The sequence below is a fragment of the Streptomyces poonensis genome, from assembly GCF_014650915.1.
GTDB lineage: Bacteria > Actinomycetota > Actinomycetes > Streptomycetales > Streptomycetaceae > Streptomyces > Streptomyces poonensis.
The window spans coordinates 1-21,517 of record NZ_BMVW01000034.1; the positions used below are offsets into that span (position 1 = coordinate 1).

The window sequence follows — 21,517 nt, forward strand, 5'->3', positions numbered from 1 at the left end:
TCCGAGGAGGAGGTGCTGCCGCACCTGGCCGAGGGTGTGGGTGTCGCGGCCATCAACGGGCCGCGCTCGGTGGTGGTCTCGGGTGCCGAGGCGGCGGTCCTCGCCATCGGTGAGGTGTTCCGGGAGCAGGGCCGCAAGACCTCCCGGCTGAAGGTGAGTCATGCGTTCCACTCGCCGCTGATGGAGCCGATGCTGGCGGAGTTCGGTGAGGTGGTCGCCGGTCTGTCGTTCGAGCAGCCGCGGATTCCGGTGGTGTCCAACCTCACCGGGCGGCTGGTGGAGGCGTACACGCCGGAGTACTGGGTGGAGCATGTGCGCGAGGCGGTGCGGTTCGCCGACGGCATCGCGACGCTGCATGAGCTGGGTGTGGGCACGTTCGTGGAGATCGGGCCGGGGGGTGTCCTGAGCGCCCTCGCCCAGGGCTGCTTCGACGGCGACGCGGACGTCGTCACCGTGCCCGTCCTGCGGGCCGACCGCCCCGAGGAGCAGGCCGTCGTCACCGCCCTCGCCGACCTGCACGTCCACGGTGTCTCCCCGGACTGGCAGGTGCTCTTCCCCGGCGCCCGCCGCGTCGACCTGCCGACCTACGCCTTCCAGCGCGAGCGCTACTGGCTCGACGCGCCCGAGGAGTTCACCGGCGGTGCCGCCGCCACCGGACTCGGACTGAGCGCGGCGGAACACCCGCTGGCCGGTGCGGCGGTCGCGCTGCCCGGCGCCGGCGGATTCCTGGTCACCGGGCGGCTCTCGCTCAGGACACACCCCTGGCTCGCCGACCACACGGTCATGGGCAACGTGCTGCTGCCGGGCACCGCGCTCGTGGAGCTGGCGGTGCGAGCGGCCGACGAGGCCGGGTGCGCGCAGGTCGAGGACCTGACGCTGGAAGCGCCGCTGATCGTCCCGGACCGCGGGGGTGTGGCCGTACAGGTATGGGTCGGGCCGGAGGAAGAGCCCGGCCGGCGCGCGCTGAGCGTGCACTCCCGTCCAGAGGACGCACCGGACGTCGCACCGTGGGTGCGGCACGCCGTCGGCTTCCTGACCGGCGAACTGCCCGAGCCGCCGCATGGAACGGACCTCGGGGTGTGGCCGCCGGCGGGTGCGGAGGCCGTCGATCTGGAGGGGTACTACGAGGGCCTGGACGCACTCGGCCTGGGCTACGGCCCGGTCTTCCGGGGCCTGCGATCGGTGTGGCGCAGCGGGGACGACGTCCTCGCCGAGGTCGTCCTTCCCGAGGACGTGGAGGCGGGAGCGTTCGCCGTCCACCCGGCGCTGCTGGACGCGGCGCTGCACGCGATCGGCGCGGGCGGGCTCGTACCCGTCGCGGACGGTCCGCTGCTGCCCTTCGCATGGTCGGAGGTGGGGGTGCGGGCCGCGGGTGCGACGGTGCTGCGGGTCAAGGCGTCCCGCACGGGTACGGACACGGTGTCGCTGACCGTGGCCGACACCTCGGGCGGTCTGGTCGCCACGACCGGATCGCTGGCGCTGCGGCCGGTGACGCGCGAGCAGCTGGACGCGGCGGGCGGCTCCGGCAGCCGTGCCGGTGACTCGCTGTTCGGACTCGCCTGGCAGCCCCTCGCCCTCACGCGGGCAGGTGCCGCGCTCGACGTGCGGAGCTACCCGAGCGCGTCCGCTGTCTTCGCCGAGCCGGACCTGCCCGATGTCGCGGTCCTCACGGTTCCGCCGTGCCCGGACGGGCCGGATACGGAGGTCGCCGACCGCGTGCACGGCATCGCGTGCGAGGTGCTGGAGCTGGTGCAGTGGTGGTCGGCGCGGGAGGGTGCGGGTCGGCTGGCGTTGGTGACGTCCGCGGGTGATCTGGCGCATGCCGCGGTGTGGGGGCTGGTGCGTTCCGCGCAGTCGGAGAACCCGGACCGGTTCGTGCTGGTGGAGGCCGAGGAGGTCGGTGAGGCGGTCCGGGTGCTGCCCGCGGTGCTCGCCTCCGGTGAGCCGCAGTTCGCGCTCCGTGGCGGGGAGGTGTTCGTACCGCGCCTGGTGAAGACGCCGACGGCCGCCCCGGGCGGCGACGACGGCCTGCCGGACCTCATCGACGGTACCGTTCTCGTGACCGGTGCCTCCGGAGCACTGGGCGCACTCGTCGCCCGGCACCTGGTGTCCGAACACAAGGCGCGCAGGCTCCTGTTGGTGAGCCGCCGTGGCGCGGACGCGCCCGGCGCGGCCGAGCTGGGGGCCGAGCTGGCCGCGGAGGGCGCCGACATCACCTGGGCGGCCTGCGACGTCGCGGACCGGGAGGCGGTCGCCGAGCTGCTGACCGGGCTCGGCGAGCACCCGCTGTCCGCCGTCGTGCACACCGCGGGTGTGCTGGACGACGGAGTCGTCGCTTCGGTCACGCCCGAAAGGCTGCGGGGAGTTTTCCGTCCGAAGGTGGACGCCGTGCTGAACCTGCACGAGTGCACTCACGGCATGGACCTGGCCGCGTTCGTGGTGTTCTCCTCCGTCGCCGGCCTGGTCGGCAGCGCCGGCCAGGCGAGCTACGCGGCGGCGAACTCCTTCCTCGACGCCTTCTCGGCGCACCGGCGCCGGGCGGGACTGCCCGCCACATCGCTGGCATGGGGCGTGTGGGAGCAGTCCGGTGCGATGACCGACGGCCTCGCCGAGGCCGACCGGGCGCGGATGGCGCGCAGCGGCGTGCTGCCGCTGCCACCGGAGGAAGGGCTGCGGCTGTTCGACGCGGCACTCGTCTCGGACGAGGCCGTGCTCGCCCCGGTCCGCATCGACACCGGCGCGCTGCGCGCCGGTGAGGCGCCGCCGGTGCTGCGGTCCCTGGTGCCGGCCATGACCGTTCGCAGGACCGCTCAGACCGCCGCTGTCTCCGCGCCCTCGCTGGCCGAACGGCTGGACGGGCTGCCGGAGGGCGAGCGGGAGAAGACCGTGCTGGACCTGGTCCGGGCCGAGGTGGCCGCGGTCCTGGGGCACGCGTCGGACCGTACGGTCCGACCGGAGCACGCCTTCCAGGACCTGGGCTTCGACTCCCTGACGGCCGTCGAACTGCGCAACCGGCTGAACAGGGCCACCGGGCTGCGGCTGCCCGCGACGCTGGTCTTCGACCATCCGACGCCCGCTCTGCTGGCACGTCATGTATTTACAGAGACGGCGGCGGCCGCTCCGGCTCTAGTGGATTCCCTACTTGCCGACCTGGACAGGGTCGAACAAGAATTGGCCACGAAGTTGGGAGAGGGCGAAGCTCGCGACCGGATCACGTCAAAGCTCCAGAAGCTTCTGGCGATTACCGGGGGATTCGGCACTGTGCCGGCTCGGGAAAGCGCGGACACGGGCGAGAGCGATCTGGAATCAGCCACGGACGACGAAGTATTCGATCTGCTCGGCAAGGAATTCGGGATTTCCTGACCGCTTGGGCATGCCCTGGTGACCCCTTTGGTGAATTCCGCTAAGTCATCGCAGGAGTGAGGACGATTTCGGTGGCGAACGAGGACAAGCTCCGCTATTTCCTGAAGCGAGTCACCGCGGATCTCCAGGAGACGCGGCGGCGCCTTCGTGACCACGAGGACGCCGCCGGGGAGCCGGTGGCCATCATCGGGATGAGCTGCCGCTACCCGGGCGGTGTCGATTCGCCCGAGGACCTGTGGAGGCTGGTCGCCGGCGGCCGCGACGCCGTCTCGGAGTTCCCCACCGACCGCGGCTGGGACCTGGACGCGCTCTACGACCCGGACCCGGAGTCACGGGGCACCAGTTACGCCCGTGAGGGCGCGTTCCTGCAGGACCCGGCGCGGTTCGACGCCAGCCTCTTCGGTATCTCGCCGCGTGAGGCGCTCGCCATGGATCCCCAGCAGCGGCTGCTGCTGGAGACGTCGTGGGAACTCTTCGAACGGGCCGGCATCGACGCCGCCTCGCTGGCGGGCAGCAGAACCGGCGTGTTCACCGGAGTGATGAACCACGAGTTCCTCGCCACCCTCCAGAACGCCCCGGAGGACCTGGAGGGTTACCTGGGGACGGGCACGTCGGGCAGTGTCGCCTCCGGCCGGGTGGCCTACACCTTCGGCCTCGAAGGCCCGGCCGTCACCGTCGACACGGCCTGCTCCTCGTCCCTGGTGGCCCTGCACCTGGCCGTCCAGTCGCTGCGCAGCGGCGAGTGCTCGCTGGCCGTGGCCGGGGGTGTCACCGCGATGGTCGGCCCCGCCACCTTCGTCGGCTTCAGCCGCCAGCGCGGACTGGCGCCCGACGGCCGGTGCAAGGCGTTCGCCGCCGGTGCCGACGGCACCGGCTGGGGCGAGGGCGCCGGACTCCTGCTCGTGGAGCGCCTCTCGGACGCCCGCCGCAACGGGCACGACATCCTCGCGGTCGTCCGCGGCTCCGCCGTCAACCAGGACGGCGCGTCCAACGGCCTGACCGCCCCCAACGGTCCCTCCCAGCAGCGGGTGATCCGCCAGGCCCTGTCCGCCGCCAGGCTGACCGCGGCCCAGGTCGACGTGGTGGAGGCGCACGGCACGGGCACCCGGCTCGGTGACCCGATCGAGGCGCAGGCGCTGCTCGCGACGTACGGGCAGGCCCGTACCGAGGACAAGCCGCTGCTGCTGGGCTCGATCAAGTCCAACATCGGCCACACCCAGGCCGCCGCCGGTGTGGCGGGCGTCATCAAGATGGTCATGGCGATGCGCAACGGCGAGCTGCCGCGCACGCTGCACGTCGACGCGCCGTCCCCGCACGTCGACTGGTCGGCGGGCGCCGTACGGCTGCTCACCGAGCACACGCCCTGGCCCGCGTCGGACGAGCCGCGCCGGGCCGGTATCTCCTCCTTCGGGATCAGCGGCACCAACGCGCACACGATCATCGAGGAGGCCCCGTCGGCCGATGCCCCCGCCCTGGACGCCGGGGAGGAGCCGGCGGAGCCGGCGGAAGGCGAAGGGAACACGGAAGCCCTCGTCCCGGAGGCCGCGCGCCCGGCCGAAGGCGGACCGGTGCCGTGGGTGGTCTCCGGCCACACGGAGGAGGCCCTGCGCGCCCAGGCCGAACGCCTGCTGTCCCGCACGGAGTCGGAGGTCTCCCCGTACGACGTGGCGTTCTCGCTCGCCACCACCCGCACGGCCCTCGAGCACCGGGCGGTGGTCCAGGGCGGAACGCCGGCGGAGCTGGCCGAGGGGCTGCGGGCCGTGGCCTCCGGCTCCCCGGCCCCGGGCGTCGCGCGCGGCCGGTCGGGCTCCGGCGGGCGCGTCGGATTCCTCTTCTCCGGCCAGGGGTCGCAGCGCCCGGGCATGGGCCGCGAACTGTACGCCGCCCACCCGGCGTTCGCCGCCGCATACGACGAGGTCTGCAGCCACCTCGGCGCGGTCGTCGACGTGGACTCGGAGGAACTGCACCGCACGGGCGCTGCCCAGCCCGCACTGTTCGCCGTCGAGGTCGCGCTGTTCCGGCTGCTGGAGTCGTGGGGTGTGCGGCCGGACTACGTGGCCGGTCATTCGGTGGGTGAGATCGCGGCCGCGCATGCGGCCGGGGTGTTGTCGCTGGAGGATGCCGCGAAGCTGGTGTCGGCGCGGGCCGCGCTGATGCAGGCGTTGCCCGAGGGCGGCGCGATGGTCGCCGTCCAGGCCACCGAGGACGAGGTCCTGCCGCACCTCTCCGACGGCGTCGGTGTCGCGGCGGTCAACGGGCCCCGCTCCGTGGTCCTCTCCGGGGCCGAGGCCCCGGTGCTGGAAATCGCCGAGATCTTCGGCCGGCAGGGCCGCAAGACCTCCCGGCTGAAGGTGAGCCACGCGTTCCACTCGCCGCTGATGGAGCCGATGCTGGCGGAGTTCGGCGAGGTCGTCGCCGGGCTGGCCCACGAGCAGCCGCGGATCCCGGTGGTCTCCACGCTCACCGGCCGCCCGGCGGAGCCGTACACGCCCGAGTACTGGGTCCGGCACGTCCGTGAGACGGTGCGTTTCGCGGACGGCGCGCGGACCCTGCACGAGCTGGGCGTGACCACGTTCGTGGAGATCGGCCCCGGCGGTGTACTGAGCGGCCTCACCCAGGGCTGCCTGGACGAGGACGTCGTCACCGTGCCCGCCCTGCGCGCCGACCGCCCCGAGCGGGACGCACTTGTCGCCGCGGTCGCCGAACTGCACGCGCACGGGGTCTCCCCCGACTGGCACGCCTTCTTCCCCGGTGCCCGCCGTGTCGAGCTGCCCACCTACGCCTTCCAGTACGACCGCTACTGGCTCGATGCCGCACCGGCCACCTCCGGTGACGTCCGCGCCGCGGGCCTGGGCGCGGCCGACCACCCGCTGCTGGGCGCGGCCGTCTCCCTGGCCGGCGGCGACGAGCGGCTGCTGACCGGCAGGCTGTCCCTGCGTACGCACCCGTGGCTGAGCGACCACGCCGTGCTCGGCACCGTGCTCCTGCCGGGCACCGCGTTCGTCGAGCTCGCCGTGCGCGCCGCCGACGAAGCCGGCTGCGACCTGCTGGAGGACCTCACCCTCGAAGCGCCCTTGGTCATCCCCGAGCAGGGCGGCGTCGCGGTGCAGGTGTGGGTCGGCGCGGCCGACGATTCCGGCCGCAGGCCGCTGACCGTGCACTCGCGCCCGGAGGAGGACGCCCACCTGCCGTGGGTCCGCCACGCCACCGGCTCCGTCGCCGAGGCGACCGCGGAGACGGGCGCCGGGGCCGCCGGGAGCACGCTCGCGACGTGGCCGCCGGCGGGCGCCGAACCGATCGCCCTGGACGGCTTCCACGACCGGCTGGCCGCCCTCGGCCTGTCCTACGGGCCGACGTTCCGCGGCCTGCACAGCGCCTGGCGCGCGGGCGAGGAAGTGTTCGCGGAGGCAGCCCTCCCCGAGGGCACGGACGCGGGCTCCTTCCTCCTGCACCCGGCGCTGCTGGACGCGTCGCTGCACGCGATCGGCGCGGGCGCCGCGGACGGCTCCCCCGGGGCCGATGCCGATGCCGGGTCCGGCGGGCCGCTCCTGCCGTTCGCCTGGTCCGGGGTGTCCGTGCACGCCACGGGCGCGTCCACCGTACGGGTCAGGCTGGCGCCGGCCGGTACGGACGCGGTGTCCCTGACGGTCGCCGACGGCACCGGCGCACCGGTGGCGTCGGTCGAATCGCTCACGCTCCGCCCCGTCTCGGCCGGGCAGCTGCGCAAGAACTCCGGTGACGCACTCTTCACCGTCGAGACGGTGCCGCTGGCCCTGCCCTCGGACGGAGCGGAGGGGACGACGGTCCTCTGGGCGCTGGACACGGCCGTACCGGCCCCGACCGACGGGCCGGCGCAACCGGACGTGGTCGTCGTCCCCCTCCCCGACGGCCCGGAAGGGGCGACCGGGGCCGAGCGGGTCCGCGCGGTCACCTCCGCGACACTGCGGCTGGTCCAGCACTGGACGGCCGAGGAGCGCACGCCGCACCTCGTGCTGGTGGCCCGCTGCGACGACCTCGCGCACGCCGCGGCGGGCGCCCTGGTGCGCTCCGCCCAGGCGGAGAACCCCGGCCGGCTCACGCTGCTCGAGACGGACCGCCCGGACGAGGCGGCCGCGCAGGCGTCAGGCGTCGTGCTGTCCGGCGAACCCCACGTCATCGTCCGTGGCGGGGAAGCCGGCGTGCCGCGGCTGGTCCGCGCCGTACCCCGGACGCCCGAGACGGCCACCGGCCCCACCGGCGAGGCGGCTCCCGCACCGGTCGGCGGAGCCTCCGGCGGCCTCGGCACCGTACTCCTCACCGGAGCCTCCGGCGCGCTCGGTGAAACGCTGGCCCGCCACCTGGTCACCGCACACGGCGTGCGCCGGCTGCTGCTGGTCAGCCGCCGTGGCGCGGACGCCCCGGGTGCCGTGGACCTACGGGCTGAGCTCGCCGCGCTCGGTGCCGAAGCGGAGTGGGCCGCCTGCGACGTCGCCGACCGTGACGCCCTCGCCCGGCTGCTGGCCGCCGCCCCGGTCGACTCCGTCGTGCACACCGCCGGCGTCCTGGACGACGGCGTGATCGCCGCGCTGACCCCGGAGCGCCTGGACGCCGTCCTCGCGCCCAAGGCCGACGCCGTGCTCAACCTGGACGAACTCACGGGCGAGCGCACGACGTTCGTGCTGTTCTCCTCCGCCGCGGGTGTCTTCGGAAACTCCGGCCAGGGCAACTACGCCGCGGCCAACGCCTTCCTCGACGCCTTCGCCCGGCACCGCCGCGCCCAGGGCCGGCCCACGGTGTCGCTGGCCTGGGGTCTGTGGGAGCAGAAGGGTGCCATGGCCGACGCCCTGGACGAGGCGGGCAGGACGCGGATGGCGCGCTCCGGTGTCCTGCCGCTGTCCACCGAGGAGGGTCTGCGGCTGTTCGACGCGGCGCTCGCCTCGGACGAGCCGGTGTTCGTGCCGGTCCGCCTCGACACCGCTGCCCTGCGCAACCGTACGGCGGAGAGCGTGCCGGCCCTGCTGCGCGGACTCGTCCGTGTCCCCGCGCGCGGCACGGCCCAGCGCGCCGTCACCGGATCCCTCGCCGACCGGCTCGCCGGACTGGCCGCGGACGAGCGCGACGAGGCACTTCTGGAGCTGGTCCGGAGCGAGGCCGCCGCCGTGCTGGGCCACACCTCCGCCCGGGCCGTCCAGCCCGCGCACGCCTTCCAGGACCTGGGCTTCGACTCCCTGACGGCCGTGGAACTGCGCAACCGCCTGTCCACCGCCACCGGTCTGCGACTGTCCGCCACCCTGGTCTTCGACCACCCCACGCCCGCCGCTCTCGCTCGGCACATCGGCATCGAACTCCTCGGCGAGGCCCCGGCCCCCGTGCCCGGCGCCGCCGCGGGAGCGCGCACGGCGGCCGGGACCGACGAGCCGATCGCCATCGTCGGCATGAGCTGCCGTCTGCCGGGCGGGGTGCGCTCGCCGGAGGACCTGTGGACGCTGGTGGCCTCCGGCCGGGACGGCATCTCCCGGTTCCCGGAGAACCGCGGTTGGGACATCGAGGGGCTCTACGACCCCGACCCGGAGCGCCTCGGCAGGACCTACGCCCGCGACGGTGGCTTCCTCCACGAGGCGGCCGAGTTCGACGCCGGGTTCTTCGGCATCTCGCCGCGCGAGGCGCTGGCGATGGACCCGCAGCAGCGGCTGCTGCTGGAGGCGTCCTGGGAGGCGTTCGAGCGCGCCGGGATCGACCCGGAGACGATCCGGGGCAGCCGTACGGGCGTCTTCACGGGCCTGATGTACCACGATTACGGCCAGGGCCCGCGCGAACTGCCCGAGGGCGTCGAGGGCCTGCTCACCACCGGAGGCTCAGGCAGTGTCGCCTCCGGCCGGGTGTCCTACACCTTCGGCCTGGAGGGCCCCGCCGTCACGATCGACACGGCCTGCTCCTCGTCGCTCGTCGCTCTGCACCTGGCCGTCCAGGCCCTGCGCAACGGCGAGTGCACGATGGCGCTGGCGGGCGGTGTCACCGTCATGGCCACTCCCACGGTCTTCGTCGAGTTCAGCCGGCAGCGCGGGCTGTCGCCGGACGGCCGGTGCAAGGCGTTCGCCGCCGGTGCCGACGGCACCGGCTGGGGCGAGGGCGTCGGCATGCTCCTGGTGGAGCGGCTGTCCGACGCCGAGCGCAACGGCCACCAGGTGCTGGCGGTCGTGCGGGGCAGCGCGGTGAATCAGGACGGTGCGTCGAACGGTCTGACGGCTCCCAACGGTCCCGCGCAGCAGCGGGTGATCCGGCAGGCGCTGGCCTCGGCCGGGCTCACGCCGGGCGACGTGGACGCCGTCGAGGCGCACGGCACCGGTACGAGGCTGGGTGACCCGATCGAGGCGCAGGCGCTGCTGGCCACGTACGGTCAGGAGCGGGCGGACGGGCAGCCGCTGTGGCTGGGGTCGCTGAAGTCCAACATCGGCCACACGCAGGCCGCCGCGGGTGTCGCCGGTGTGATCAAGATGGTGATGGCGCTGCGGCACGGTGTGCTGCCGAAGACGCTGCACGTGGACGAGCCGACCCCGCACGTGGACTGGTCGGCCGGTGACGTGCGGCTGCTGACCGAGGCCGTCGACTGGCCGGAGACGGACCGCCCGCGCCGGGCCGCCGTCTCCTCCTTCGGCGTCAGCGGCACCAACGCCCACACCATCATCGAGCAGGCCCCCGCCGCGGCGGCCACCGGCGGCACGCCGGCACCCGGCTCCGGCACCGCCGTGCCCTGGGTGCTCTCCGGCAGGACCGAGGAGGCCCTGCGGGCGCAGGCCGCCCGCCTCGCGTCCTTCGTGGACGACCACGACGCCGCGGCCGGCGACGGGGAAGCCGCCCTGGTGGCCGACGTGGCGTACTCGCTGGCCACCACCAGGGCCGCCTTCGAGCATCGCGCCGCGGTCGTCGGGCACACCCTGCAGGAGATGCGGCAGGGACTGGCCGCTGCCGCGAGCGGCGACACCCCGCCCGGTGTGGTGACCGGCGCCGCACGCACCCGCGGCAGAACCGTCTTCGTCCTCCCCGGACAGGGCTCGCAGTGGATGGGCATGGCCGCCGAACTGCTGGAGACCTCCCCTGTCTTCCGCGAGCGGATCGAGGCCTGCGAGCGTGCTTTCGCACCGCACGTGGACTGGTCGCTGACCGAGGTGCTGCACGGCACCGCCGAGGCCGAGCAGGATCGGGTCGACGTGCTGCAGCCGGTGCTCTGGGCGATGACGGTCGCCCTCGCCGAGGTGTGGCGCTCCTACGGAGTGATCCCTGACGCGGTCGTCGGGCACTCCCAGGGCGAGGTCTCCGCGGCAGTGATCGCCGGAGCGCTCTCCCTGGAGGACGGTGCGCGCGTCGTGGCGCGGCGCAGCCTCGCCGTGCGCGAACTCCAGGGGCGCGGCGCCATGGCCTCGGTGACGCTCCCGGACGAGGAGGCGCGGGAACTGGTCGGCCGGTGGGACGGCCGCCTCGGCATCGCCGCCGTCAACGGGCCCGCCACCGTCGTCGTCTCCGGTGAGACCGGCGCCATGGAGGAACTCCTCGCGCACTGCGCCGCGGAGAACGTCCAGGCCCGCAAGGTGGCCGTCGACTACGCCGCGCACTCACCCCAGATCGAGCTCGTCGAGGAGCAGGCGAGGGAGGGATTCGTCGGCATCAGCCCGCTTCCCGCCACCGTGCCCTTCTACTCCACGGTGACCGGCGGGAAACTGGACCCGGCCGAACTCGGTTCCGGCTACTGGTACCGCAACATGCGGCAGACCGTGCGGTTCCACGACGCGATCCGCGCCGCGCTGGCCGACGGGCACGATGTGTTCATCGAGGTCAGCCCGCACCCCGTGCAGCTGACGGGTGTCCAGGACGCCATCGAGGCCGCCGACGCGGTCGCCGCGGTCGTACCGACACTGCGCCGCCGCGACGGCGGAATCCACCGGCTGATGCTCTCCCTGGCCGAGGCCCACGGGCACGGCGTCGCCGTCGACTGGGACGCCGTCCTGCCGGGCGCGCGCCGCGTCGACCTGCCGACCTACGCGTTCCGGCACGAGCGGTACTGGCTGGAGGCCGGCGCCCCGGCCGGCGACGTGCGCACGGCCGGACTCGACGCCGCCGACCACCCGTTCCTGGGCGCGGCCGTGGAACTGCCGGACGCCGGCGGCCACCTGCTCACCGGGATGCTCTCCCTGCAGGCCCACCCCTGGCTGGCCGACCACGCGGTGCTGGGCACCGTCCTGCTGCCGGGCACGGCCTTCGTGGAACTGGCCGCCCACGCCGCGGCCGAGACCGGCTGCGACCTGGTCGAGGAACTCACCCTGCAGGCACCCCTCGTACTGCCCGAGCACGGCGGCGTCGCGCTCCAGGTCCTGGTCGGCGCCCAGGACGACTCCGGCCGCCGGCCGCTGAGCGTGCATTCGCGGGCCGGTGACGGACCCTGGTTGCGCAACGCCACCGGTGTCCTCGCCACCGGCGCGACCCCCGCCGAGACCGACCTCGGTATCTGGCCGCCGGCCGACGCGCAGCCGGTGGACCTGGACGACTTCTACGGCCGGCTGGCGGACCTCGGCCTCAGCTACGGTCCGGCCTTCCAAGGACTGCGCGCCGCCTGGCGCGGCAACGACGCGGTCTACGCCGAACTCGCCGTGGCCGACGGGACGGACACCGACGCGTTCGGCCTGCACCCGGCCCTGCTCGACTCCGCGCTGCACGCACTGGGCGCGGGCGGCCTCGTACCGGCCGCCGACGGGCCCCTGCTGCCCTTCGCGTGGTCCCGCGTCACCCTGCGCGGAACCGGAGCGGCCGCCCTGCGGGTGCGGCTCGCCCCGGCCGGCGGCGACACCGTACGGCTGGAGGCCGCCGACGACACGGGCCGCTCCGTCGTGTCGGTGGAGTCGCTGACACTGCGCCCGGTGTCGGTCGAGCACCTGCGGACCAACTCCCGGGACGCCCTGTTCACCGAGGAGTGGGCACCGCTCGCCGCCCCGTCGGACGCGCCCACCCCGACCCTGCGCTTCTACGACGACACGGCCGCCCTCCTCGCCGCTCCCGAGACGGAGACGGGGGCGGAGGCCGCGACGGACGCCGTCGTCGTCCCCTGCCCGGCCGGGCAGGGCGCCGACGCCGAACGGCTCCGCGACGTCCTCGCCGAGGTGCTCCGGCTCGTCCAGTGGTGGCTCTCCGAGGACCGCGCACCCCGCCTGGTGCTGTTGTCCCGGGGCGCGGTCGCCGCGGGGGACGGCCCGGCGCAGGACGACCCGGTGCACGCGGCCGTGTGGGGCCTGATCCGCTCGGCGCAGTCGGAGAACCCGGACCGCGTCGTCCTCCTCGACCTCGACCCCGGCCTCGGCATCGACGCCGGCGCCGAAGCGGAGCGGACCGCGGCGACCGCCGTCCGCCGGCTCGTCGCCTCCGAAGAGCCGCAGGCGGCACTGCGCGGTGACGTACTCCTGCTGCCCCGGCTCGCCAGGGCGGCCACCGACGCCCCGCGGACCGGCCCCGGCTTCGGAACCGGCACGGTCCTGGTGACCGGCGCCTCCGGCGCCCTGGGCAGCCTCGTCGCCCGGCACCTGGTCACCGAGCACGGAGTGCGCAGCCTGCTGCTGCTCAGCCGGCGCGGCGCGACCGCCGACGGCGCAGCCGAACTCCAGGCGGAACTGACCGCCGCGGGCGCCGAGGTGCGCTGGGCGGCCTGCGACGCGGCCGACCGGGACGCCCTCGCCGAGGCGCTGTCCGGCACGGAAGTGACGGCCGTGGTGCACACGGCCGGCGTCCTGGACGACGGTGTGATCGCCTCGCTCACCCCGGAGCGGCTGGAGACGGTGCTGCGCCCCAAGGCGGACGCGGTGCTCAACCTGCACGAACTGGCGGGTGACGTGTCCGCGTTCGTGCTCTTCTCCTCGCTCGCGGGCACCCTCGGCACGCCCGGCCAGGCCAACTACGCCGCGGCCAACGCATACCTGGACTCCTTCGCCCGGTTCCGCCGGGCCCAGGGCCTGCCCGCCGTGTCACTGCCCTGGGGCCTGTGGCAGCGCACCGGTGCCATGACCGAGGACCTCGGCGGCACCGACCGGAACCGGCTCTCCCGCGGCGGCGTGCTGCCCTTGTCCGACGAGGACGGCCTGGAACTCCTCGACGCCGCGCTCACGCTGGAAGAGCCCCTGGTGGTGGCGGCACGGCTGGACCTCGCCGCCCTACGGAACGCTGCCACCCCGGTGCCTCCATTGCTCAGGGCGCTCGTCGGCGGCCGGCCGCGCCGTACCGACCGGGCGGCCTCCGTACCGCTGGCGCAGCGGATCGCGGGCCTGCCCGAGAGCGAGCGCGCGGAAGCCGTACTGGACCTCGTACGGTCCGAGGCCGCCGCCGTCCTCGGACACAGCTCGGCCAAGGCCGTCCAACCCGACCACGCCTTCGGCGAACTCGGCTTCGACTCGCTGACCGCGGTGGAGCTGCGCAACCGGATGAACCGGGCCACCGGACTGCGCCTGCCCGCGACGCTGATCTTCGACCACCCGACGCCCGCGGCGCTCGCGCAGCACATCCTCAAGGACCTCCCCGGCGGCGCGGCGGGGACGGCACCCGTCTTCGACGAGCTGGACCGCCTGGCCGCGGCCCTGGACGGCGCCGGCGCGGGCGACGTCGACAACGTCACCCGGACCCGGATCAACATGCGTCTTCAGGCGCTGCTCGCCCGCTGGAACGGGGACGGGCCGGCCGATGCGGGAGACGACGGCACGACCGGGACCGGGCACGACCTCAGCTCGGCGAGCGACGAGGAGCTGTACGACCTGCTCGATGACGAACTCGGCATCTCCTGAACTGGGCAAGGCCACAAAGGGGCGGGCAACATCGATGATGAACGAAGACAAGCTCCGGGACTACCTCAAGCGGGCCACCACCGACCTGCGGCAGGCCCGGCGGCGGGTGCGCGAGCTGGAGGCCCTCGGCCAGGAGCCGATCGCCATCGTGGGCATGGGCTGCCGGTTCCCCGGCGGCGTCGGCTCCCCCGAGGAGCTGTGGCGGCTGCTGGCCGAGGGCACGGACGCCGTCTCGGACTTCCCCGACGACCGCGGCTGGGACCTCGACGCGCTCTACGACCCCGACCCCGACCGGCCCGGCACGGTCTACACCCGGCAGGGCGGCTTCCTGCGTGACGCGGCCGACTTCGACGCCGACTTCTTCGGCATCTCGCCGCGCGAGGCGCTGGCCATGGACCCGCAGCAGCGGCTGCTGCTGGAGACGTCATGGGAGGCCTTCGAGCACGCGGGCATCGACCCCGCGGATCTGCGGGGCAGCCGCACCGGCGTCTTCGCCGGGCTGATGTACCACGACTACGGCTTCACGCCCGGCGTCCTCCCCGAGGGGGTCGAGGGGCTGATGAGCACCGGCAACTCCGGCAGCGTCGCTTCCGGCCGGATCGCCTACACCTTCGGCTTCGAAGGGCCCGCGGTCACCGTCGACACCGCCTGCTCGTCCTCCCTCGTCGCCCTGCACCTCGCCGTGCAGGCGCTGCGAGCCGGCGAGTGCTCCATGGCGCTCGCCGGCGGCGTCACGGTCATGGCGGGTCCGAGCGCCTTCGTGGAGTTCAGCCGCCAGCGCGGGCTCGCCCCCGACGGCCGCTGCAAGTCCTTCGCGGCCGCGGCGGACGGCGCGTCCTGGTCCGAGGGCGCCGGCCTGCTGCTCGTGGAGCGGCTGCGGGACGCCCGCCGGCTCGGCCACCAGGTGCTCGCGGTGGTCCGGAGCAGCGCGGTGAACCAGGACGGCGCGTCCAACGGCCTGACCGCGCCCAACGGTCCCTCGCAGCAACGCGTGATCCTCGAAGCGCTGGCCGGCGCCCGGCTGTCCGCCGAGGAGGTCGACGCCGTCGAGGCACATGGCACCGGCACGCCTCTCGGTGACCCGATCGAGGCGCAGGCGCTGCTGGCGACCTACGGGCAGGAGCGCGACCGCCCGCTTCTGGTGGGCTCGCTGAAGTCCAACATCGGCCACACGCAGGCCGCGGCGGGTGTCGCGGGTGTGATCAAGATGGTGCTGGCGATGCGGCACGGCGTACTGCCGAAGACGCTGCACGTGGACGAGCCCACCCCGCGGGTGGACTGGTCGGCCGGCTCGGTCGGGCTGCTGACCGAGGCGACCGCGTGGCCGGCTACGAACCGTCCTCGCCGGGCGGGGGTCTCGTCGTTCGGGATCAGCGGCACCAACGCGCACGTCATCCTCGAAGAGGCGCCGGTGGAGGCGCCGGAGGAGGCCCCTCAGGAGCAGGCGCCCGACCCCGAGCCGGCGGCCGGGGAGGCGGCGGTTCCTGCCGGGGAGCGGACGCGGACGAAGGCCGCGGTGGTGCCGTGGGTGCTCTCCGCGAAGACCGGACAGGCGCTGCGGGCGCAGGCGCGGCGACTGCTGTCGTCCGTGGACCTGGCCACCGCGGCACCGGCCGACGTGGCGTTCTCGCTGGCCGCCAATCGCTCGGCGCTGGAGCACCGCGCGGCGGTCGTCGGCGCCGACGAGGAGGAGCTGCTCGCCGGCCTGGCCGCCCTTGCGGCGGGCGAGCCCGCGGCACAGGTGGTGACGGGGCGGGCCGCGTCCGACCAGGGCAAGGTCGGTTTCCTGTTCTCGGGTCAGGGTTCGCAGCGGGTGGGGATGGGGCGTGAGCTGTATGCGGCGTTCCCGGTGTTCGCGGCGGCTTATGACGAGGTGTGTGCGCATCTCGATGTGGTGCTCGACGTGGACGAGGAGGAGCTGAACCGGACGGGGGCGGCGCAGCCGGCGTTGTTCGCGGTGGAGGTGGCGCTGTTCCGGCTGCTGGAGTCGTGGGGTGTGCGCCCGGACTATGTGGCCGGGCATTCGGTGGGTGAGGTCGCGGCCGCGCATGTGGCGGGGGTGTTGTCGCTGGAGGATGCCGCGGCGCTGGTGTCGGCGCGGGCCCGGTTGATGCAGGCGCTGCCGGAGGGCGGGGCGATGGTTGCGGTCCAGGCATCCGAGGAGGAGGTGCTGCCGCATCTGGCCGAGGGTGTGGGTGTCGCGGCCATCAACGGGCCGCGGTCGGTGGTGGTCTCGGGTGCCGAGGCGGTGGTCCTCGCCATCGGTGAGGTGTTCCGGGAGCAGGGCCGCAAGACCTCCCGGCTGAAGGTGAGTCATGCGTTCCACTCGCCGCTGATGGAGCCGATGCTGGCGGAGTTCGGTGAGGTGGTCGCCGGGCTGTCGTTCGAGCAGCCGCGGATTCCGGTGGTGTCCAACCTCACCGGGCGGCTGGTCGAGTCGTACACGCCGGAGTACTGGGTCGAGCACGTCCGCGAGGCTGTCCGCTTCGCCGACGGCATCGCGACGCTGCACGAGCTGGGTGTGGGCACGTTTGTGGAGATCGGGCCGGGGGGTGTCCTGAGCGCCCTCGCCCAGGGCTGCTTCGACGGCGACGCGGACGTCGTCACCGTGCCCGTCCTGCGGGCCGACCGCCCCGAGGAGCAGGCCGTCGTCACCGCCCTCGCCGACCTGCACGTGCACGGGCACGAAGTGGACTGGCGCGCCTTCTTCCCGGGTGCCCGCCGCGTCGACCTGCCCACCTACGCCTTCCAGCGCGAGCGCTACTGGCTCGAAGGCCTGGCCGTGACCGACGTCTCCTCGGCAGGCCTGGACTCCGCCGGTCACGCCCTGCTCGGCGCCGTGGTGGAGACCGCCGGGACGCAGGAGGTGCTGTTCACCGGCCGGCTGTCCCCGGCCGAGCTGCCCTGGATCGCGGAGCACACCGTCAGTGGCGTGCCGGTGCTCCCGGTCGCCGCGTTCGTGGAGCTCGCCCTGTCCGCGGGCCGGCGTACCGGATTCCCGTACCTGACCCGGCTCGACGTGGACGCCCCTCTGGTTCTGGCCGAACACGGTGCCGTCCGCATCCAGGTGCGGATCGGCGTGGCCGACGACCCCGGGCGGCGCTCGGTGCGCGTCTTCAGCCGGTCCGCCGCGGCCGGTACCGGTGAGGCGTGGGTCTGCCACACCACCGGGGAACTGACCCGGGACGCTCCGGCGCCGGAGCTCGACCTGACGGCTTGGCCGCCGGCCGGCGCGGAAGCGGTGGACGTCGCCGGCCGCCCGGGCCTGCGCGCCGCCTGGCGCGCCGGGGACGAGCTGTACGCCGAGGCCGAACTGCCCGCCACGGAGCGGAATCGGGCGGACCGCTACACCCTGCACCCCGTACTCCTGGACGCCGCCCTCGGCCTGATGGCGCCGGACCGGGCCGCGGACCCCGGCGTGTTCCTTCTGCCCCACGCCTGGAGCGGCATGTCCGTGCACACGCCCGGACCCGGCGCCGTACGCATACGCGTCCGGCCCACCGGCGACGGGACGGTGGCGCTCGAGCTGTCCGGGGCCGACGGTTCTCCCGTCGCCTCGGCCACCTCCGTCCGGACCCGGACGATGACCGCGCAGCAGGTGCTGGCCTCGCGCGTGGCGCACCAGGACTGGATGTTCGAGATCGACTGGGTCGAGCACACCGCGGCCCCTGCCACCGCACCCGCCTCCGGAGCCGGCTGGGCCGTACTCGGCGACGAGGGCTCCCACGCGGACATCGGCGCGCTCCGCGAGGCGGTCGACGGCGGTGCGGCCGTGCCCGCCCACGTCCTCCTGCCCTGCGCCCCGAGCGACGGCGACGCCGCCGCGGCCACCCGCGGGACGCTGGCCGAGGTGTTGTCGGCCGTCCAGGACTGGGTCGCCGACGAGCGGTTCTCCGACGCGCGGCTCGTGGTGATGACATGCGGAGGCGCCGGACCGGACGGCCCGGCGGTGGATCCCGCGCACGTCGCGGTCTCCGGCCTGGTGAAGGCGGCCCAGGCCGAGCACCCGGACCGGCTCCTGCTCGTGGACACGGATGATTCGGACGACTCGTCCTCGTACGACGGCACGGACCCGGACTCGGCCGGCGGCCTGGATCCGGCGCTGGCCGCGGCGCTCGCCGCGCTGGACGAGCCACAGGCCGCGGTGCGCGACGGCAAGCTCCTCGTGCCGCGCCTCGCCCGGATCAGCCCGCCCGCGGAGCCCGCCGGACCCGCGTGGGACCCCGAGGGAACCGTACTGCTCACCGGTGCGACCGGTGGCCTGGGACTGTCACTCGCGCGGCACCTCGTCGTCGAACGCGGAGCCCGCAGGCTGCTGCTGGCCAGCCGCCGCGGCCCCGCGGCCGAGGGTGTCGCAGAGCTCGTCACCGAGCTCTCCGGGCTGGGCGCGCACGTCGACGTGGCCGCCTGCGACATCGCGGACCGCCAAGCCCTCGCCGAGCTGCTGGCCTCGGTACCGGCTGAGCATCCGCTGGTGGCCGTCGTGCACGCGGCGGCGGCCCTGGACGACGGTGTCGTCACCGCCCTGACCCCGGAGCGTCTGGACATCGTGCTGCGGCCGAAGGTCGACGGCGCGCTGCACCTGCACGAGCTGACGAAGGACCTGGACCTGTCGGCGTTCGTGCTCTTCTCCTCCCTGGCCGGCGTCCTGGGCAGCGCGGGCGCGGCGAGCTACGCCGCCGCCAACGCCTTCCTGGACGGGCTGGCGCGCCGGCGCCGGGCCGCGGGCCTGCCCGGCACCTCGCTGGCATGGGGCCTGTGGACGGACAACGGCGGCATGGGCGACCGGATCACCGACGCCGACCGCGACCGGATGGGACGGTCCGGAGTCGTGCCGTTCACCCCGGCCGAGGGACTGGCCCTGTTCGACGCCGCCCTCACCGTGGACCGGCCGGTGCTCGTCCCGGTCCGGCTGGACGTACCGCAGCTGCGTGCCATGGCCCGCGCCGGCATGCTGCCCGCCGTCTTCCGCGGCCTCGCCGGCGACACCGGCTCCCCGGCCGACGCCGCCGAGGGAACCGGCGCCACGCCCCTGGCGGCCCGGCTCGCCGGAATGCCGGAAGCCGATCAGGAGAAGGCACTGCTGGAGCTGGTACGTCATCAGGCGGCAGCGGCCCTCGGCCACGTCGACGCCTCCCGTGTCGAGCCCACCACCGCCTTCCGCGACATCGGCTTCGACTCCCTGACCGCCGTGGAGCTGCGCAACCGGCTCAAGGCCGCGACCGGCCTGCGGCTCAAGCCCACCCTGGTCTTCGACCACCCCAACCCCGTCGCCATCGCCCGGCTCCTCCACAAGGACCTGCTGCTGGACTCGGCCGCCGAGGCCCCGCCCGTGCTCGCCGAGCTGGACCGGCTGGAGGAGCAGCTCGCCGCTCTGGCCCCGCAGGACGCGCTGCGGGACAAGGTCACCGCCCGGCTCAAGGCGCTGCTCTGGAAGTGGACCGACACCCGCCACGACGCGGCGGCCGACGACGCGGGCCCCGGCACCGGAAGCGAGCTCGACCGGCTCGACGCCGCCACCGACGACGAGATGTTCGACCTCATCGACCAAGAACTCGGCTCCCTCTGACCTCTGTCACGCACTGCTACCGAGGACGTAAAACATGTCGAACGACGACAAGCTCAGGGACTACCTCAAGCGCGTGATGGTGGACCTGCGGCAGACCCGCAGGCAGCTGGGTGAGCTGGAGGCGAAGGACACCGAGCCCATCGCCATCGTCGGAATGGCCTGCCGCTACCCGGGCGGCGTCGGCTCCCCCGAGGACCTGTGGCAGCTGGTGGCCTCCGGCGGCGACGGCGTGTCCGGGTTCCCCACCGACCGCGGCTGGGACCTGGACGCCATCCACGACCCCGAGCCGGGGAAGACGGGCCGCACCTACGTGCGCGAGGGTGGCTTCCTCCACGACGCCGGCGAGTTCGATCCCGCGTTCTTCGGCATCTCGCCCCGTGAGGCCCTGGTCATGGACCCGCAGCAGCGGCTGCTCCTGCAGACCTCCTGGGAGGCCTTCGAACGGGCGGGCATCGACCCCGTCACCGCACGCGGCAGCCGGACCGGCGTGTTCGTCGGCACCAACGGTCAGGACCACGCCTACCTCCAGCGGCCCGACGCCGACATCGAGGCCCACCTCGTCACCGCGAACACCGCCGCCGTGGTGTCCGGCCGCATCTCCTACGCCCTCGGCCTCGAAGGCCCGGCGGTCACCGTCGACACGGCCTGCTCCTCCTCGCTGGTGGCGCTCCACCTGGCCGCCCAGGCGCTGCGCCGCGGCGAGTGCTCGCTCGCCCTGGCCGGCGGTGTCACCGTGATGGCCACGCCGAACACCTTCATCGCGTTCAGCGCGCAGCGTGGCCTGTCGCCCGACGGCCGCTGCCGCGCGTTCTCCTCGACCGCCGACGGCACGGGCATGTCCGAAGGCGTCGGCGTGCTCCTGCTGGAGCGGCTGTCCGACGCCCGCCGGCTCGGCCACGACGTGCTCGCCGTCATCCGCGGCAGCGCGGTCAACCAGGACGGCGCCTCCAACGGCCTCACGGCCCCGAACGGCCCGTCGCAGGAGCGTGTGATCCGGCAGGCACTGGAGAACGCGCGCCTCACCGCCTCACAGGTCGACGCGGTCGAGGCGCACGGCACGGCCACCACCCTCGGCGACCCGATCGAGGCCGAGGCACTGCTCGCCACGTACGGCCAGGAGCGTGAGGACGACCGGCCGCTGTGGCTGGGGTCCGTCAAGTCCAACTTCGGCCACACGCAGGCGGCCTCCGGTGTCGCCGGTGTGATCAAGATGGTGATGGCCATCCGCAACGGCGTCCTGCCGCAGACGCTGCACGTGGAGGAGCCGACGGATCAGGTCGACTGGTCCTCGGGCGGCGTCAGACTGCTGACCGAGGCCGTCCAGTGGCCCGAGTCCGGCCACCCGCGCCGCGCCGCCGTCTCGTCCTTCGGCGTGAGCGGCACCAACGCCCACACGATCATCGAGCAGGCCCCGGCCTCCGAGGAGGAGCCCGCCGCCGAACCGGCCGGCGCCCCGGTTGCCGGCGCGCTGCCGTGGGTACTGTCGGCGAGGAGCGAGGCGGCACTGCGGGCCCAGGCGCAGCGCCTGCTCTCCTTCCTCGAGGACGACCGCGGCGGTTCCGGCCGTTCACCGGCCGACATCGGCTTCTCCCTCGCCACCACCCGCACCGCCTGGGACCGCCGGGCGGCCGTCGTCGGAGAGAGCCCGGAGGCACTCACCGAAGCCGTGAGGGCACTGGCGTCCGGCACCCCGTCGGCGGCCGTCGTCCGGAACGCGGCCCGCCTCGGTGGCAAGGTCGGTTTCCTGTTCTCGGGTCAGGGGTCGCAGCGGGTGGGGATGGGGCGTGAGCTG

The 21,517-nt window shown here is 74.3% G+C and carries 4 protein-coding genes; all 4 read left to right on the forward strand.

What is annotated here, in order from left to right:
- The coding region (locus IE242_RS37155) for a type I polyketide synthase (protein ID WP_189867487.1) at positions 1–3,363 on the forward strand (3,363 nt) is incomplete at its 5' end.
- Between the two features lie 71 nt (positions 3,364–3,434).
- Positions 3,435–14,156 carry a type I polyketide synthase gene (locus tag IE242_RS37160; RefSeq protein ID WP_189867489.1) on the forward strand — a complete coding sequence of 3,574 codons (10,722 nt, stop codon included), beginning with the start codon at positions 3,435–3,437 and terminating at the stop codon, positions 14,154–14,156.
- A gap of 37 nt (positions 14,157–14,193) precedes the next feature.
- Positions 14,194–19,725: an SDR family NAD(P)-dependent oxidoreductase gene (locus IE242_RS37165; RefSeq protein ID WP_229860005.1), complete on the forward strand. Its 5,532-nt coding sequence runs from the start codon at positions 14,194–14,196 to the stop codon at positions 19,723–19,725.
- 34 nt (positions 19,726–19,759) lie between these two features.
- Positions 19,760–21,517 (forward strand): type I polyketide synthase (locus IE242_RS37170; protein ID WP_189867492.1); only part of this gene is annotated, 1,758 nt, incomplete at its 3' end.

What these genes read in the sequence shown, in the direction of transcription:
- IE242_RS37165 (WP_229860005.1), top strand. Translation starts at nt 14,194, where the DNA reads ATGAACGAAGACAAGCTCCGGGACTACCTCAAGCGGGCCACCACCGAC.